This is a genomic window from Pseudomonas sp. PvP028 (genome assembly GCF_017832255.1).
In the GTDB taxonomy this organism is placed as follows: Bacteria; Pseudomonadota; Gammaproteobacteria; order Pseudomonadales; family Pseudomonadaceae; genus Aquipseudomonas; species Aquipseudomonas syringae.
The window spans coordinates 2032501-2050378 of sequence record NZ_JAFIBL010000001.1; the positions used below are offsets into that span (position 1 = coordinate 2032501).

A 17878-nucleotide genomic window follows, 5' to 3' on the forward strand; every position below is an offset into this window, starting at 1 on the left:
GAGCGAACGGGGACCAGCCCTTAAGTTGTATTGAGATTAGCGGAACGTTCTGGAAAGGACGGCCATAGTGGGTGATAGCCCTGTACGCGAAAATCGCTTTGCAATGAAATCGAGTAGGACGGGGCACGAGAAACCTTGTCTGAATATGGGGGGACCATCCTCCAAGGCTAAATACTACTGACTGACCGATAGTGAACCAGTACCGTGAGGGAAAGGCGAAAAGAACCGCGGAGAGCGGAGTGAAATAGATCCTGAAACCGTATGCGTACAAGCAGTGGGAGCCCACTTTGTTGGGTGACTGCGTACCTTTTGTATAATGGGTCAGCGACTTATTTTCAGTGGCGAGCTTAACCGATTAGGGGAGGCGTAGCGAAAGCGAGTCTTAATAGGGCGTCTAGTCGCTGGGAATAGACCCGAAACCGGGCGATCTATCCATGGGCAGGTTGAAGGTTGGGTAACACTAACTGGAGGACCGAACCGACTACCGTTGAAAAGTTAGCGGATGACCTGTGGATCGGAGTGAAAGGCTAATCAAGCTCGGAGATAGCTGGTTCTCCTCGAAAGCTATTTAGGTAGCGCCTCATGTATCACTGTAGGGGGTAGAGCACTGTTTCGGCTAGGGGGTCATCCCGACTTACCAAACCGATGCAAACTCCGAATACCTACAAGTGCCGAGCATGGGAGACACACGGCGGGTGCTAACGTCCGTCGTGAAAAGGGAAACAACCCAGACCGTCAGCTAAGGTCCCAAAGTCATGGTTAAGTGGGAAACGATGTGGGAAGGCTTAGACAGCTAGGAGGTTGGCTTAGAAGCAGCCACCCTTTAAAGAAAGCGTAATAGCTCACTAGTCGAGTCGGCCTGCGCGGAAGATGTAACGGGGCTCAAACCATGCACCGAAGCTACGGGTATCATCTTTTGATGATGCGGTAGAGGAGCGTTCTGTAAGCCTGTGAAGGTGAGTTGAGAAGCTTGCTGGAGGTATCAGAAGTGCGAATGCTGACATGAGTAACGACAATGGGTGTGAAAAACACCCACGCCGAAAGACCAAGGTTTCCTGCGCAACGTTAATCGACGCAGGGTTAGTCGGTCCCTAAGGCGAGGCTGAAAAGCGTAGTCGATGGAAAACAGGTTAATATTCCTGTACTTCTGGTTATTGCGATGGAGGGACGGAGAAGGCTAGGCCAGCCTGGCGTTGGTAGTCCAGGTTTAAGGTGGTAGGCTGAGATCTTAGGTAAATCCGGGATCTTAAGGCCGAGAGCTGATGACGAGTGTTCTTTTAGAACGCGAAGTGGTTGATGCCATGCTTCCAAGAAAAGCTTCTAAGCTTCAGGTAACCAGGAACCGTACCCCAAACCGACACAGGTGGTTGGGTAGAGAATACCAAGGCGCTTGAGAGAACTCGGGTGAAGGAACTAGGCAAAATGGCACCGTAACTTCGGGAGAAGGTGCGCCGGTGGAGGTGAAGCATTTACTGCGTAAGCCCCTGCCGGTCGAAGATACCAGGCCGCTGCGACTGTTTATTAAAAACACAGCACTCTGCAAACACGAAAGTGGACGTATAGGGTGTGACGCCTGCCCGGTGCCGGAAGGTTAATTGATGGGGTTAGCGCAAGCGAAGCTCTTGATCGAAGCCCCGGTAAACGGCGGCCGTAACTATAACGGTCCTAAGGTAGCGAAATTCCTTGTCGGGTAAGTTCCGACCTGCACGAATGGCGTAACGATGGCGGCGCTGTCTCCACCCGAGACTCAGTGAAATTGAAATCGCTGTGAAGATGCAGTGTATCCGCGGCTAGACGGAAAGACCCCGTGAACCTTTACTATAGCTTTGCACTGGACTTTGAATTTGCTTGTGTAGGATAGGTGGGAGGCTTTGAAGCGTGGACGCCAGTCTGCGTGGAGCCAACCTTGAAATACCACCCTGGCAACTTTGAGGTTCTAACTCAGGTCCGTTATCCGGATCGAGGACAGTGTATGGTGGGTAGTTTGACTGGGGCGGTCTCCTCCTAAAGAGTAACGGAGGAGTACGAAGGTGCGCTCAGACCGGTCGGAAATCGGTCGTAGAGTATAAAGGCAAAAGCGCGCTTGACTGCGAGACAGACACGTCGAGCAGGTACGAAAGTAGGTCTTAGTGATCCGGTGGTTCTGTATGGAAGGGCCATCGCTCAACGGATAAAAGGTACTCCGGGGATAACAGGCTGATACCGCCCAAGAGTTCATATCGACGGCGGTGTTTGGCACCTCGATGTCGGCTCATCACATCCTGGGGCTGAAGCCGGTCCCAAGGGTATGGCTGTTCGCCATTTAAAGTGGTACGCGAGCTGGGTTTAGAACGTCGTGAGACAGTTCGGTCCCTATCTGCCGTGGACGTTTGAGATTTGAGAGGGGCTGCTCCTAGTACGAGAGGACCGGAGTGGACGAACCTCTGGTGTTCCGGTTGTCACGCCAGTGGCATTGCCGGGTAGCTATGTTCGGAAAAGATAACCGCTGAAAGCATCTAAGCGGGAAACTTGCCTCAAGATGAGATCTCACTGGAACCTTGAGTTCCCTAAAGGGCCGTCGAAGACTACGACGTTGATAGGTTGGGTGTGTAAGCGCTGTGAGGCGTTGAGCTAACCAATACTAATTGCCCGTGAGGCTTGACCATATAACACCCAAGCAATTTGCGTCGAATGACCAGATTGCGGTGACTGTGAAGATGACACGAACCGAAAGTTTGCGTCACGAACGACACCTGAAACAGCTTGCTATCACATACCCGATTTGCTGAAGCGCGCCGCAAGGCACGATTCGGTACCCGAATTTCTTGACGACCATAGAGCATTGGAACCACCTGATCCCATCCCGAACTCAGTAGTGAAACGATGCATCGCCGATGGTAGTGTGGGGTTTCCCCATGTGAGAGTAGGTCATCGTCAAGATTAAATTCCAGAAACCCTCATCGCTTACGCGTTGAGGGTTTTTGTTTGTCTGGTGCCTGCAAAAAACCAGCGTGAAAACACGTTTTCGTTTCTATGCATCATGCTTCTGCGTGGCTATGATGCGTGCCTTATTGCCAGGCGATTCCAAATGCTGACCTTGTTAAAGCTTCTTGCCGATGGTGCGTTTCATTCTGGGCAGGTATTGGGCGATGCCCTCGGCATAAGTCGAAGTGCTGTCTGGAAGCAGCTTCAGCAGCTTGAGGCGGATCTGGGCATAGATGTCCACAAGGTGCGTGGTCGTGGCTATAGACTCGCAACGCCCATTTCTCTTCTAAGTCCCTACGGTATCGAGCAGTCAGGCTTTCCTGCCAACTGGTCTGTACGCACTTACGATTCCATCGACTCTACCAACGCTGAGGCCGCACGTCTGATCACTCAAGGCGTTGCCATGCCTGTACTGGTGGTGGCCGAGCAGCAGACCTCCGGAAGAGGGCGGCGTGGTCGAAAGTGGGTAAGTCCATTTGCTGAAAACCTGTATTACAGCCTGGTCCTGCGCATCGATGGCGGGATGCGTCAATTGGAAGGTCTCAGCTTGCTGGTGGGGCTCGCGGTAATGAATGTGCTGCGTGATATGGGCGTGCAGGGCGCAGGCCTTAAATGGCCAAACGACGTGCTCGTTGGCAGGCAGAAGATCGCCGGCATTTTGCTCGAACTGATTGGCGATCCGGCGGACGTGTGTCATGTGATCATCGGAATAGGGGTGAACGTAAACATGCGCTCCACCAGCGAGGTCGATCAGCTGTGGACGTCGGTCAGGCTCGAAACAGGCGGCCTTGTTGATCGCAATCAGGTCGCTGCTCGTATAAGCACACAGCTTGAGGCTCTCATGACGGTTCATCGCAAGGAAAGCTTTGCGGCATTTCAGAAGGAGTGGGAGCGCGGGCATTTGTGGCAGGGGGCTGCAGTCAAGTTGCTCTCGGGAGTAGGTGTCGTGGAGGGAGTGGTGTTAGGGGTCGACTCGCTTGGAGCGCTGCGGTTGGAAGTCAATGGTGTGGAAAAAAGCTTTAGTGGTGGAGAGCTGAGCCTGAGGTTGCGAGATGATTCTTGAGCTCGATTGTGGCAACAGCTTCATCAAGTGGCGTATTACCGCTAAAAGCGATGCAGCAGTGGTCAGCGTTGGTGTCGTTGACTCTGACGCAGCCTTGTTGGAGCACCTGCGTAATTTACCGGACACAACGTTCAGCGACTGCCGTCTGGTAAGTGTCCGAAGTGCCGAAGAAACGGCGCGTCTGGTTTCCGTGCTGGCTGACGCGTTCTCCGTTGCCCCGGTCTGCGCAGTGCCTGCCCGCGAGCTGGGAGGAGTGATTAACGGCTATGACGATTTCGAGCGCCTCGGCCTGGATCGCTGGCTGGCTTTCGTGGGTGCGTACCACCTTGTCAAGCGTGCATGCCTGGTGATTGATCTGGGCACCGCAGTGACATCTGATTTCGTCGACGCCGACGGCGCGCATCTTGGTGGTTTCATCTGTCCAGGGATGCCCTTGATGCGCAATCAGTTGCGCACCCATACCCGTCGCATCAGATATGACGATACAGAGGCGGAAAGGGCTTTGGTTCGTCTCGTTCCCGGGCGTGCAACCGCAGAAGCCGTAGAGCGTGGTTGCTCGCTGATGCTTCGGGGGTTCGCAGTGACTCAGGTCGAGATAGCTCGTGGGTATTGGGGTGAGGACTTTGCTATTTTTGTGACTGGCGGGGACGCTGCCTTGGTTGCGGATGTGCTGCCGGGAGCTCGTATCGTTCCTGATCTGGTCTTCGTGGGGCTGGCTCTCGCCTGCCCTTTGCGCTGAGGTCTCTATGCGTTGGTTATTTCTTCTGCTGTTGATGCTTAATGCCTTTTATTACATCTGGCATCAGCAGGAGGCTCCGCTCAGGGCCAAAGAGGTCATGCCCTTGTCGTTGCACCGTGCTTCTCAGCAGGATATTCGTCTGCTCAGCGAATCGGATGCCGGGCGGGTGTCCCACGATCGTGACGCCCAATGTCTGTACGTCGGTGGCTTTGCCAGGCAAGAGGATGCGCGCCTGGTAGAGCAGCGATTGAACAGTCTGGATATCCAGTCTCAATTTCAGCCCTTGCAAACGAGCGGGGCGACCGCCTACTGGCTGAAAATCGCCCCGGAAAGTCGACGCCTTGTCGAAGCTGGCTTGATCAGTCAGCTGGGTCAGGATTTCCCGCAATTAAAAAATCAAATAATGTCGTGCGAGGGCATTGCAACTGCTGATTAGTTTACATAGAATGGCGCCCGCTTCGCAGTGAGGTGAAAGTCTCACGAACGGAGTGGTAGTAGTCAACGCATGTAACCTCAGGTTTTTACTGAGAAAAAGGTTGACAGAAGGGTAGCATGAGTTGAAAATGCTGCCTCGCTTAGGAGGGGTTCCCGAGCGGCCAAAGGGATCAGACTGTAAATCTGACGTCTACGACTTCGAAGGTTCGAATCCTTCCCCCTCCACCAGATTTAGCGCGAGCTGCAAGTTGTGCGGGTATAGTTTAGTGGTAGAACCTCAGCCTTCCAAGCTGATGATGCGGGTTCGATTCCCGCTACCCGCTCCAGGCTTGTGGTTCATGCGCAGTGTTTTGCTCTTGTAGCTCAGTTGGTAGAGCACACCCTTGGTAAGGGTGAGGTCAGCGGTTCAAATCCGCTCAAGAGCTCCATTGATAAAGGCAGATATGAAAATATCTGCCTTTGTTTTAGGCGGTTCCGCGCTGCGTGCGCCGTCTAAATCTTGTTCGGGGCGTGCTGCCTGTTATGTGCTCTTCGAATAAGGTGTTGAAAAACTCTCGTCAGGTCCGCATAATGGTCGGCCTGATTTTGCTTTTAGGTCAGTAGCTCAATTGGCAGAGCGACGGTCTCCAAAACCGTAGGTTGGGGGTTCGATTCCCTCCTGACCTGCCAGATTCCCTAGATGTAATCTGGCTTTCTTTTCACAGGATCTCCGTAGATGAATCCCAAGGCTGAAGCATCAGACTCTCGCTTTGATATGCTGAAGTGGCTCCTGGTAGTCGTTTTGGTTGTCGTGGGTGTTGTCGGCAATCAGTATTATTCTGCTGAGCCGATCCTGTATCGCGTTCTCGCTCTCCTTGTGATTGCCGCAGCTGCTGCATTTGTAGCGCTGCAGACAGGCAAAGGTAAGGCCTTCTTCGTTTTGGCGAAAGAAGCCCGTGCCGAGATCCGTAAAGTCGTATGGCCTACTCGCCAAGAAACCACTCAAACCACGTTGATCGTTGTGGCTGTTGTGCTGGTTATGGCGTTGCTGTTGTGGGGGCTTGATTCCCTGCTCGGCTGGCTTGTTTCCTTGATAGTTGGCTAAGGGTGTCCCGTGGCTAAGCGTTGGTACGTAGTGCATGCTTACTCGGGTTACGAGAAGCATGTCATGCGCTCGTTGGTCGAGCGTGTGAAGCTGGCAGGCATGGAAGATGGCTTCGGCGAAATTCTGGTTCCCACTGAAGAAGTGGTTGAAATGCGTAATGGCCAGAAGCGCAAAAGCGAGCGCAAGTTCTTCCCTGGTTATGTGCTTGTTCAGATGGACATGAATGAGGGTACTTGGCACTTGGTCAAGGACACCCCGCGTGTCATGGGCTTCATCGGCGGTACCGCTGATAAGCCAGCTCCCATCACTGATAAAGAGGCAGAAGCGATTCTGCGTCGCGTCGCTGACGGTAGCGACAAGCCGAAGCCGAAAACGCTGTTCGAACCAGGTGAGGTTGTTCGCGTCACCGACGGTCCGTTCGCCGATTTCAATGGCACGGTCGAAGAAGTTAACTACGAAAAGAGCCGGATTCAAGTGGCGGTGCTCATTTTCGGACGCTCTACTCCGGTAGAGCTGGAGTTCAGTCAGGTCGAAAAGGCATAACTGAGCTGGAATCCCATACCCCGCAGCCCAAGGCTGTGGGGTTTTTTCGTCACTGGGATATACGCGTAAGTAACCGGGGAGCCTTTGTTGGCGCTTGAACCCGTAATTGGAGTGCCTCATGGCCAAGAAGATAACCGCATACATCAAGCTGCAAGTGAAAGCCGCTCAGGCTAACCCAAGCCCGCCAGTTGGTCCTGCTCTGGGTCAGCACGGTGTGAACATCATGGAATTCTGCAAAGCGTTCAACGCCCGTACTCAGGGTATTGAGCCAGGCTTGCCGACTCCAGTGATCATCACTGTATACAGCGACCGTAGCTTCACTTTCGAAACAAAAAGTACTCCTGCATCGGTTCTGCTGAAGAAAGCTGCAGGCTTGACCAGCGGCTCGGCTCGCCCGAACACCGTTAAAGTTGGCACCGTGACTCGTGCTCAGCTGGAAGATATCGCTAAAGCAAAAAATGCGGATCTGACTGCAGCTGACATGGAAGCGGCCGTGCGTACCATCGCCGGTTCCGCTCGTAGCATGGGCCTTAACGTGGAGGGTGTGTAATGGCTAAGCTGACCAAGCGTCAAAAGGCAATCGCCGAGAAAATCGAAGCTGGCAAGTCTTACAATTTTGTAGACGCCGCTGCGTTGCTCACCGAGCTGTCGACTGTCAAGTTCAGCGAGTCGATCGACGTCGCTGTCAACCTGGGTGTTGATCCTCGTAAATCCGACCAGGTCGTACGTAGCGCTACCGTACTGCCGCACGGCACCGGTAAAACTGTACGCGTTGCAGTGTTCACCCAGGGCCCTGCTGCTGAAGCTGCTCTGGCTGCCGGCGCTGACCGTGTTGGTATGGACGATCTGGCCGCTGAAATGAAAGCTGGCGATCTGAACTACGACGTCGTTATCGCTTCCCCTGACGCAATGCGCGTTGTGGGTCAGCTGGGTCAGGTTCTCGGTCCTCGCGGTCTGATGCCTAACCCGAAAGTCGGCACCGTTACTCCTGACGTCGCTACCGCCGTCAAGAACGCCAAGGCTGGTCAGGTTCGTTATCGCACCGACAAAAACGGCATCATCCACACTTCCGTTGGCAAGGTCGGTTTCGACGCTGTCAAGCTGAAGGAAAACGTTGAAGCCCTGATCGCTGATCTGAAGCGTATCAAGCCTGCTTCTTCGAAAGGTATTTACGTCAAGCGCATCACCCTGAGCACCACTATGGGCCCAGGCCTGGTCATCGACCAGGGTTCGTTGGAAGCGTAAGACAAAATGGTACGGTGATCGATTGCCGTACCGTTTGAAAGATTGGGGTCCCTGCCTGGCGGGGGCTATCCAAGACCGTAGGCGACGCAAGTCTTAAACCTCAAGCCTACGCAGATGGTGCTCCCGGTTCCTTACCGAATCAGACACCAAAACGACATCTGGCTTCGGTCGGATGAAACGGTAACAAGCAGGAGTTAAACCCGTGGCAATTAAACTCGAAGACAAGAAGGCCATCGTCGCTGAAGTCAACGAGGCTGCCAAAGCTGGTCTGTCCGCTGTCGTGGCTGATGCCCGTGGCGTGACGGTTGGCGCAATGACCGGACTCCGTAAAGAGGCTCGTGAAGCTGGCGTTTACGTACGTGTTGTACGTAACACCCTGCTCAAGCGCGCTGTTGCTGACACTGAATTCAGTGTCCTCAACGACGTGTTCACTGGCCCGACCTTGATAGCGTTCTCCAACGAACATCCTGGCGCTGCTGCCCGTTTGTTCAAGGAATTCGCTAAAGGTCAGGACAAGTTCGAGATCAAGGCAGCTGCGTTCGAGGGCAAGTTCCTCGCAGCTAATCAGATCGATGTACTGGCAAGCCTGCCGACCCGTAACGAAGCAATTTCTCAGCTGATGAGCGTGATTCAAGGCGCTACCAGCAAGTTGGCTCGTACTCTGGCGGCTGTTCGCGACCAAAAAGAAGCAGCTGCAGCCTAAGGCTGAGTCAGATCTTTTCGCGTATTTTTGTTTATTTTGATGGTCGCGTAGGCCGTCCCCCAATTCAGGAAATTGAGTCATGTCCATCTCTCAAGACGATATCCTTAACGCCGTAGCTGAAATGTCCGTTCTGCAGGTTGTAGAACTGATCAAGGCTTTCGAAGAGAAGTTCGGCGTTACTGCTGCTGCCGGCTCTGCTGGTCCAGCTGCTGCAGCTGCTGTTGTTGAAGAACAAACTGAATTCAACGTCATGCTGCTGGAAGCTGGCGAGAAGAAAGTAAACGTGATCAAGGCAGTTCGTGAACTGACCGGTCTGGGCCTGAAAGAAGCCAAGGCTGTAGTTGACGGCGCTCCTGCCCAGGTTCTGGAAGCAGTGTCGAAAGACGCAGCTGACAAAGCAAAAGCTACCCTGGAAGAAGCAGGCGCTAAAGTCGAGCTGAAATAAGCATCGATTTTGAGTGTCCAGCCCACGCGTTTAGCGAAAGGCTGATGGCTGGTGGCTTTTGCCACCGGCCTTTTTCCGTTATAGACGATTGGCGCTGTCAACGTCTGTAACGTGTGGCATCCACCGATGGCGGTGGCGCAAACCAAGGGGTTTGCAAGATTTTCTGGCTGCTTCCGTCGGGAGGGAGCCAAACAAGCAGGTGACCAAGCTGGGGAACGCTGATGGCTTACTCATATACTGAGAAAAAACGTATCCGCAAGGACTTTAGCAAGTTGCCGGACGTAATGGATGTGCCGTATCTCTTGGCCATCCAGCTGGATTCGTATCGCGAATTCCTGCAGGCGGGAGCGACCAAAGATCAGTTCCGCGACGTCGGTCTGCATGCAGCCTTCAAATCCGTTTTCCCGATCATCAGCTACTCCGGCAATGCTGCGCTGGAGTATGTAGGTTATCGCTTGGGCGAACCGGCATTTGATGTCAAGGAATGCGTGCTGCGCGGTGTGACTTACGCAGTACCTCTGCGAGTCAAGGTCCGTCTGATCATTTTCGACAAAGAATCGTCGAACAAAGCGATCAAGGACATCAAAGAGCAAGAAGTCTACATGGGTGAAATCCCCCTGATGACTGAGAACGGTACCTTTGTAATCAATGGCACCGAGCGCGTTATCGTGTCTCAGCTTCACCGTTCGCCTGGCGTATTCTTCGACCACGACCGTGGCAAGACGCACAGCTCCGGCAAGCTGCTGTACTCCGCTCGTATCATTCCTTACCGCGGTTCGTGGCTGGACTTCGAGTTCGATCCGAAAGACTGCGTATTCGTCCGTATCGACCGTCGTCGCAAGCTGCCTGCGTCCGTACTTCTGCGCGCTCTGGGTTACACCACCGAGCAAGTGCTTGATGCTTTCTACACCACCAACGTATTCCATGTGCGCGGTGAAAACCTGAGCCTGGAGCTGGTGCCTCAGCGCCTGCGTGGTGAAATTGCCGTTCTGGATATCCTGGACGACAAGGGCAAGGTCATTGTCGAGCAGGGTCGTCGTATCACTGCCCGTCACATCAACCAGCTGGAAAAGGCCGGGATCAAAGAGCTGGAAGTGCCTCTGGACTACGTCCTGGGTCGTACTACAGCCAAGGTCATCGTGCATCCGGCAACCGGTGAGATCATTGCCGAGTGCAACACCGAGCTGAACACCGAAATCCTGGCCAAGATCGCCAAGGCTCAGGTTGTTCGTATCGAAACGTTGTACACCAACGACATCGATTGCGGCCCGTTCGTCTCCGACACACTGAAGATCGACTCCACCAGCAACCAACTGGAAGCGCTGGTCGAGATCTATCGCATGATGCGTCCTGGCGAGCCGCCAACCAAGGATGCTGCTGAAACACTGTTCAACAACCTGTTCTTCAGCCCTGAGCGCTACGACCTGTCTGCTGTAGGCCGTATGAAGTTCAACCGTCGTATCGGTCGTACCGAAATCGAAGGCTCGGGCGTGCTGTGCAAGGAAGACATCGTAGCGGTCCTCAAGACCCTCGTTGATATCCGCAACGGCAAAGGCATCGTCGATGACATCGACCACCTCGGTAACCGTCGCGTTCGTTGCGTCGGCGAGATGGCCGAGAACCAGTTCCGTGTAGGTCTGGTCCGTGTCGAGCGCGCTGTCAAAGAACGTCTGTCGATGGCAGAAAGCGAAGGCCTGATGCCTCAGGACCTGATCAACGCCAAACCTGTTGCGGCGGCGGTCAAAGAGTTCTTCGGTTCCAGCCAGCTTTCCCAGTTCATGGACCAGAACAACCCGCTGTCCGAGATCACGCACAAGCGTCGTGTTTCCGCACTCGGCCCTGGCGGTCTGACGCGTGAGCGCGCCGGCTTTGAAGTTCGAGACGTTCACCCGACTCACTACGGCCGTGTGTGCCCGATCGAGACGCCTGAAGGTCCGAATATCGGTCTGATCAACTCCCTGGCGGCCTATGCCCGCACCAACCAGTACGGATTCCTCGAGAGCCCGTACCGTGTGGTCAAGGAAGGTCTGGTCACCGAAGAGATCGTCTTCCTTTCGGCGATCGAAGAAGCGGACCACGTCATTGCCCAGGCTTCGGCCGCAATGAACGACAAGCAAGAGCTGATCGACGAGCTGGTTGCTGTGCGTCACTTGAACGAATTCACCGTCAAGGCGCCAGCCGATGTCACCCTGATGGACGTTTCGCCCAAGCAGGTTGTCTCGGTAGCCGCATCGCTGATTCCGTTCCTCGAGCACGATGACGCCAACCGTGCGTTGATGGGTTCGAACATGCAGCGTCAGGCTGTTCCTACTCTGCGTGCCGACAAGCCGCTGGTAGGTACTGGCATGGAGCGCAACGTTGCTCGCGACTCCGGCGTTTGCGTCGTGGCTCGTCGTGGTGGTGTGATCGACTCGGTTGACGCCAGCCGTATCGTTGTTCGCGTTGCCGATGATGAAGTTGAAACAGGTGAGGCGGGTGTAGACATCTACAACCTGACCAAATACACCCGTTCGAACCAGAACACCTGCATCAACCAGCGTCCGCTGGTCAGCAAGGGTGACCGTGTTCAGCGTAGCGACATCATGGCTGACGGCCCGTCCACCGATATGGGTGAACTGGCGCTGGGTCAGAACATGCGCATCGCGTTCATGGCCTGGAACGGTTTCAACTTCGAAGACTCCATCTGTCTTTCTGAGCGTGTCGTTCAGGAAGACCGCTTCACCACGATCCACATTCAGGAACTGACCTGTGTGGCGCGTGACACCAAGCTTGGGCCAGAGGAAATCACAGCTGACATCCCTAACGTGGGTGAAGCTGCTCTGAACAAGCTGGACGAAGCGGGTATCGTTTATGTAGGTGCCGAAGTCGGCGCCGGCGACATCCTGGTCGGTAAGGTCACTCCGAAAGGCGAGACCCAGCTGACTCCGGAAGAAAAACTGTTGCGCGCGATCTTCGGCGAGAAGGCCAGCGACGTTAAAGATACCTCCCTGCGTGTACCAACCGGTACCAAAGGTACTGTCATTGACGTTCAGGTCTTCACCCGTGATGGTGTCGAGCGTGATGCGCGTGCCCTGTCCATCGAGAAATCGCAACTCGACGAGATCCGCAAGGATCTGAACGAAGAGTTCCGTATTGTCGAAGGCGCTACTTTCGAACGTCTGCGCTCTGCGCTGGTGGGTCGTGTAGCTGAAGGCGGCGCTGGCCTCAAAAAGGGCCAGGAAATCACCAACGAAGTGCTCGATGGTCTTGAGCATGGTCAGTGGTTCAAGCTGCGCATGGCTGAAGATGCTCTCAACGAGCAGCTCGAAAAGGCTCAGGCCTACATCGTTGATCGTCGCCGTCTTCTGGATGACAAGTTCGAAGACAAGAAACGCAAACTGCAGCAGGGCGATGACCTGGCTCCAGGCGTTCTGAAAATCGTCAAGGTCTACCTGGCAATCCGTCGCCGCATCCAGCCGGGCGACAAGATGGCCGGTCGTCACGGTAACAAGGGTGTGGTCTCTGTGATCATGCCGGTTGAAGACATGCCGCACGATGCCAATGGCACGCCGGTCGATATCGTCCTCAACCCGCTGGGCGTACCTTCGCGTATGAACGTTGGTCAGATTCTCGAAACCCACCTGGGCCTCGCGGCCAAAGGTCTGGGCGAGAAGATCAACCGCATGCTCGAAGAGCAGCGTAAAGTTGCTGAGCTGCGCAAGTTCCTCAACGAGATCTATAACGAAATCGGCGGTCGTCAGGAGTCTCTGGAAGACCTCACCGACAACGAGATTCTGGACCTCGCGAAGAACCTGCGTAACGGCGTACCGATGGCTACCCCGGTTTTCGACGGTGCCAAGGAAAGCGAAATCAAGGCAATGCTCAAGCTGGCAGATATGCCGGAAAGCGGCCAGATGCAGCTGTTCGACGGTCGTACCGGCAACAAGTTTGAACGTGCTGTAACGGTTGGCTACATGTACATGCTGAAGCTGAACCACTTGGTGGACGACAAGATGCACGCGCGTTCCACTGGTTCGTACAGCCTGGTTACCCAGCAGCCGCTGGGTGGTAAGGCACAGTTCGGTGGTCAGCGTTTCGGGGAGATGGAAGTGTGGGCGCTGGAAGCATACGGCGCGGCGTACACTCTGCAGGAAATGCTCACAGTGAAGTCGGACGATGTGAACGGTCGTACCAAGATGTACAAAAACATCGTGGACGGCGATCACCGTATGGAGCCGGGCATGCCCGAGTCTTTCAACGTGTTGATCAAAGAAATCCGTTCGCTCGGTATCGATATCGATCTGGAAACCGAATAACACGTGACGCGAATCGGGGGCAGGGCGGTACTGCCTGCTCCCTGCTCCGCCAGGAGGAAAAGCCTTGAAAGACCTACTGAATTTGCTGAAAAACCAGGGTCAAGTCGAAGAGTTCGACGCAATCCGTATCGGACTTGCATCGCCTGAGATGATCCGCTCTTGGTCGTTCGGTGAAGTTAAAAAGCCGGAAACCATCAACTACCGTACGTTCAAGCCTGAGCGTGACGGTCTGTTCTGCGCCAAGATCTTTGGCCCGGTAAAAGATTACGAGTGCCTGTGCGGTAAGTACAAGCGCCTGAAGCACCGTGGTGTCATCTGCGAAAAGTGCGGTGTTGAAGTAGCACTGGCCAAGGTTCGTCGCGAGCGCATGGCTCACATCGAGCTGGCTTCGCCGGTTGCCCACATCTGGTTCCTGAAATCGCTGCCGTCCCGTATCGGTTTGCTGATGGACATGACCCTGCGTGATATCGAACGTGTTCTCTACTTTGAGAGCTACGTCGTTATCGATCCAGGCATGACCACCCTTGAAAAAGGTCAGCTGCTGAACGACGAGCAGTACTTCGAAGCCCTCGAAGAGTTCGGTGACGACTTCGATGCCCGCATGGGTGCCGAGGCTGTCCGCGAGCTGCTGCACGCTATTGATCTGGAACACGAAATTGGCCGACTGCGCGAAGAAATTCCGCAAACCAATTCCGAGACCAAAATCAAGAAGCTGTCCAAGCGTCTGAAATTGATGGAAGCCTTCCAGGGTTCCGGCAACCTTCCTGAGTGGATGGTGCTGACCGTTCTGCCGGTCCTGCCGCCAGATCTGCGTCCTCTGGTTCCGCTTGACGGTGGCCGTTTCGCGACGTCCGACCTTAACGATCTGTATCGTCGAGTGATCAACCGTAACAACCGTCTGAAGCGTCTGCTGGATCTGTCCGCTCCCGATATCATCGTGCGCAACGAAAAGCGCATGCTGCAGGAAGCGGTCGATGCACTGCTCGACAACGGCCGTCGCGGTCGCGCGATCACTGGTTCGAACAAGCGTCCTCTGAAATCCCTGGCTGACATGATCAAGGGTAAGCAGGGTCGTTTCCGTCAGAACTTGCTCGGTAAGCGTGTTGACTACTCGGGTCGTTCGGTAATTACCGTAGGTCCGACCCTGCGTCTGCACCAGTGCGGTCTGCCGAAGAAGATGGCTCTCGAGCTGTTCAAACCGTTCATTTTTGGCAAGCTGGAAATGCGTGGCCTGGCTACGACCATCAAAGCTGCCAAGAAGATGGTCGAGCGCGAGCTGCCAGAGGTCTGGGACGTTCTTGCTGAAGTGATTCGCGAACACCCGGTGCTTCTGAACCGTGCGCCTACGCTTCACCGTCTGGGCATCCAGGCGTTTGAACCGGTACTGATCGAAGGTAAAGCTATTCAGCTGCACCCGCTGGTCTGTGCTGCGTACAACGCCGACTTCGACGGTGACCAGATGGCCGTTCACGTGCCTCTGACGCTGGAAGCTCAGCTCGAAGCGCGCGCGCTGATGATGTCGACCAACAACATTCTGTCGCCAGCCAACGGTGAGCCAATCATCGTTCCTTCGCAGGACGTTGTACTGGGTCTGTACTACATGACTCGCGAAGCGATCAACGCCAAGGGCGAAGGTCGTGTATTTGCGGATCTGCAGGAAGTCGACCGCGTATTCCGCGCCGGCGAAGCGGCCCTGCACGCCAAGGTCAAGGTTCGTATCCACGAAACGGTCAACGACCGTGATGGTGGCAGCGTCAAGAACACCCGTATCGTCGACACCACTGTCGGCCGTGCGCTGCTGTTCCAGGTGGTTCCGGCCGGCCTGTCATACGACGTCGTCAACCAGCCGATGAAGAAGAAGGCGATCTCCAAGCTAATCAACCAGTGCTATCGCGTGGTTGGCCTGAAAGAGACCGTTATTTTCGCTGACCAGTTGATGTACACCGGTTTTGCCTACTCGACCATTTCGGGTGTTTCCATCGGCGTTAACGACTTCGTTATCCCTGATGAAAAAGCTCGCATCATCGACGCGGCCACCGAAGAAGTTAAAGAGATCGAAAGTCAGTACGCCTCCGGCCTGGTAACCCAGGGCGAGAAGTACAACAAGGTAATCGACCTTTGGTCCAAGGCGAACGACGAAGTCTCGAAAGCGATGATGTCGAACCTGTCCAAAGAGCGCGTTATCGACCGTCAAGGCGTCGAAGTTGATCAGGAATCCTTCAACTCGATGTACATGATGGCTGACTCCGGGGCGCGTGGTTCTGCTGCCCAGATTCGTCAGTTGGCCGGTATGCGTGGTTTGATGGCCAAGCCTGACGGCTCCATCATCGAAACGCCGATCACTGCGAACTTCCGTGAAGGTTTGAGCGTACTTCAGTACTTCATCTCTACTCACGGTGCTCGTAAGGGTCTTGCGGATACCGCGTTGAAAACCGCTAACTCCGGTTATCTGACTCGTCGTCTGGTAGACGTCGCGCAGGATCTGGTGGTTACCGAGGTTGATTGCGGTACCGAGCACGGTCTGCTGATGACTCCGCACATTGAAGGCGGTGACGTTGTAGAGCCGCTGGGTGAGCGCGTACTGGGTCGAGTCATTGCCCGTGACGTGTTCAAGCCGGGTACAGAAGAGGTCATCGTGCCTGCTGGCACGCTGGTAGACGAGAAGTGGGTCGAGTTCATCGAGCTGAACAGCATCGACGAAGTCATCGTCCGTTCGCCAATCAGCTGTGAAACCCGCTACGGCATCTGCGCCAAGTGCTACGGTCGCGACCTGGCACGCGGTCACCAGGTCAACATCGGTGAAGCTGTCGGCGTAATCGCTGCACAGTCGATCGGTGAGCCGGGTACCCAGCTGACAATGCGTACGTTCCACATCGGTGGCGCGGCAAGCCGGACCTCGGCAGCCGACAGCGTTCAGGTGAAGAATGGCGGTACTGTCCGTCTGCACAACCTGAAGCACGTCGAGCGTGTTGACGGTCACCTGGTTGCGGTATCCCGCTCCGGTGAGCTGGCAATCGCAGATGACTTCGGTCGCGAGCGTGAGCGTTACAAGCTGCCATACGGCGCAGTGATTTCGGTGAAGGAAGGCGACAAGGTCGACGCTGGCTCTATCGTGGCCAAGTGGGATCCGCACACTCACCCAATCGTCACCGAGATGAAAGGTACTGTTACCTACGTAGGCATGGAAGAAGGCATCACGATCAAGCGTCAGACAGACGAATTGACCGGTATGACCAACATTGAAGTGCTCGACGCCAAAGACCGCCCGGCTGCCGGCAAGGACATTCGTCCTGCTGTGAAGATGGTCGGTCTGGATGGCAAGGATCTGCTGCTGCCAGGTACTGACGTACCGGCTCAGTACTTCCTGCCGGCCAACGCACTTGTTGGTGTTGCTGACGGTGCGCAGATCGCGATCGGTGATGTTATCGCTCGTATTCCGCAGGAAACTTCGAAGACTCGTGACATCACTGGTGGTCTGCCGCGTGTTGCTGACCTGTTCGAAGCGCGTCGTCCGAAAGAGGCGTCGATCCTTGCAGAAGTCAGCGGTACCATCGCATTCGGTAAAGAGACCAAAGGCAAGCGCCGTCTGGTCATTACCCCGAACGACGGTAGCGATCCGTACGAGGAGCTGATTCCGAAGTGGCGTCACCTGAACGTCTTCGAAGGCGAGCAAGTGAACCGCGGCGAAGTTATCTCCGACGGCCCGAGCGATCCACACGACATCCTGCGTCTGCTGGGTGTGAGTGCGCTGGCCAAGTACATCGTCAACGAGATTCAGGACGTATACCGTCTGCAAGGCGTGAAGATCAACGACAAGCACATCGAGACGATTCTGCGTCAGATGCTGCGTAAGGTTGAGATTGCCGAGTCTGGCGATTCCAGTTTCATCAAGGGCGACCAGATGGAATTGACTCACGTACTGGTAGAAAACGAGCGTTTGAGCACGGAAGACAAGTTTGTTTCCAAGTTCACTCGCGTGTTGCTGGGTATCACCAAGGCATCGCTGTCCACCGAGTCGTTCATCTCCGCGGCCTCCTTCCAGGAGACAACCCGCGTACTGACCGAAGCGGCTGTGACCGGCAAGCGCGATTACCTGCGCGGCCTGAAGGAAAACGTGGTCGTGGGTCGTCTGATCCCGGCCGGTACCGGTCTGGCTTATCACAGCGAGCGCAAGCGTCGTCGTGAAATGGACAAACCGACCCGTGTCAGCGCGAGCGAAGTAGAAGCGGCTCTGACGGAAGCGTTGAACTCCAGCGGTAATTGAGACCAGAGCCTCGGCATTTTTCATCTGGCAGGCAGCACGTTATCGTGTTGTTTGCCCGGTGAGGACGTCGGGGCTTTGTCTTGACTGGGGGCGGGATC

At 55.1% G+C, this 17878-nt stretch carries 11 protein-coding genes, 4 tRNA genes and 2 rRNA genes (1 of these 17 cut by a window edge); all 17 read left to right on the forward strand.

Going from position 1 to position 17878, the window contains the following annotated elements:
- A 23S ribosomal RNA gene (locus JOE34_RS09055) occupies positions 1–2645 on the forward strand; it begins 249 nt to the left of the window's first position.
- Between the two features lie 158 nt (positions 2646–2803).
- A 5S ribosomal RNA gene (gene rrf, locus JOE34_RS09060) occupies positions 2804–2919 on the forward strand.
- 148 nt (positions 2920–3067) lie between these two features.
- Positions 3068–4027 carry a bifunctional biotin--[acetyl-CoA-carboxylase] ligase/biotin operon repressor BirA gene (gene birA / locus JOE34_RS09065; RefSeq protein WP_010416912.1) on the forward strand — a complete coding sequence of 320 codons (960 nt, stop codon included), beginning with the start codon at positions 3068–3070 and terminating at the stop codon, positions 4025–4027.
- On the forward strand, positions 4017–4766 hold the full coding sequence (locus JOE34_RS09070) for a pantothenate kinase (RefSeq protein ID WP_003426583.1): 750 nt from the start codon (positions 4017–4019) through the stop codon (positions 4764–4766). Before birA ends, JOE34_RS09070 begins: the two co-directional genes overlap by 11 nt.
- Before the next feature lie 7 nt (positions 4767–4773).
- The gene (locus tag JOE34_RS09075; protein WP_003391762.1) at positions 4774–5202 is read left to right on the forward strand and encodes a hypothetical protein; all 429 of its coding nucleotides are present in this window, start codon (positions 4774–4776) and stop codon (positions 5200–5202) included.
- Positions 5203–5344: 142 nt separating this feature from the next.
- Positions 5345–5429, forward strand: a tRNA-Tyr gene (locus JOE34_RS09080).
- A gap of 24 nt (positions 5430–5453) precedes the next feature.
- A tRNA-Gly gene (locus JOE34_RS09085) sits at positions 5454–5527 on the forward strand.
- A 26-nt stretch (positions 5528–5553) separates the two neighbouring features.
- Positions 5554–5629 (forward strand) — tRNA-Thr (locus JOE34_RS09090).
- A 165-nt stretch (positions 5630–5794) separates the two neighbouring features.
- Positions 5795–5870 (forward strand) — tRNA-Trp (locus JOE34_RS09095).
- 46 nt (positions 5871–5916) lie between these two features.
- Positions 5917–6285 (forward strand): preprotein translocase subunit SecE, encoded by a 369-nt coding sequence (gene secE, locus JOE34_RS09100; protein WP_002555502.1) that lies wholly within the window; start codon positions 5917–5919, stop codon positions 6283–6285.
- 9 nt (positions 6286–6294) lie between these two features.
- A complete protein-coding gene (gene nusG, locus JOE34_RS09105) occupies positions 6295–6828 on the forward strand; it encodes a transcription termination/antitermination protein NusG (RefSeq protein WP_003317113.1) in 534 nt (177 codons plus the stop codon).
- Between the two features lie 118 nt (positions 6829–6946).
- The gene (rplK, locus tag JOE34_RS09110; RefSeq protein ID WP_002555500.1) at positions 6947–7378 is read left to right on the forward strand and encodes a 50S ribosomal protein L11; all 432 of its coding nucleotides are present in this window, start codon (positions 6947–6949) and stop codon (positions 7376–7378) included.
- Positions 7378–8073, forward strand: coding sequence for a 50S ribosomal protein L1 (gene rplA / locus JOE34_RS09115; RefSeq protein WP_003317112.1), 696 nt, complete (start codon positions 7378–7380; stop codon positions 8071–8073). Before rplK ends, rplA begins: the two co-directional genes overlap by 1 nt.
- 202 nt (positions 8074–8275) lie before the next feature.
- The gene (gene rplJ, locus JOE34_RS09120; RefSeq protein WP_002555498.1) at positions 8276–8776 is read left to right on the forward strand and encodes a 50S ribosomal protein L10; all 501 of its coding nucleotides are present in this window, start codon (positions 8276–8278) and stop codon (positions 8774–8776) included.
- A gap of 79 nt (positions 8777–8855) precedes the next feature.
- A complete protein-coding gene (rplL, locus tag JOE34_RS09125; protein WP_003317111.1) occupies positions 8856–9221 on the forward strand; it encodes a 50S ribosomal protein L7/L12 in 366 nt (121 codons plus the stop codon).
- 221 nt (positions 9222–9442) lie between these two features.
- Complete coding sequence (rpoB, locus tag JOE34_RS09130; RefSeq protein WP_003317110.1) at positions 9443–13516, forward strand: DNA-directed RNA polymerase subunit beta; 4074 nt, start codon at positions 9443–9445, stop codon at positions 13514–13516.
- Positions 13517–13580: 64 nt separating this feature from the next.
- Positions 13581–17780, forward strand: a complete 4200-nt coding sequence (gene rpoC / locus JOE34_RS09135; RefSeq protein WP_209995601.1) for a DNA-directed RNA polymerase subunit beta' — start codon at positions 13581–13583, stop codon at positions 17778–17780.
- The last annotated feature ends 98 nt before the right edge of the window (positions 17781–17878 follow it).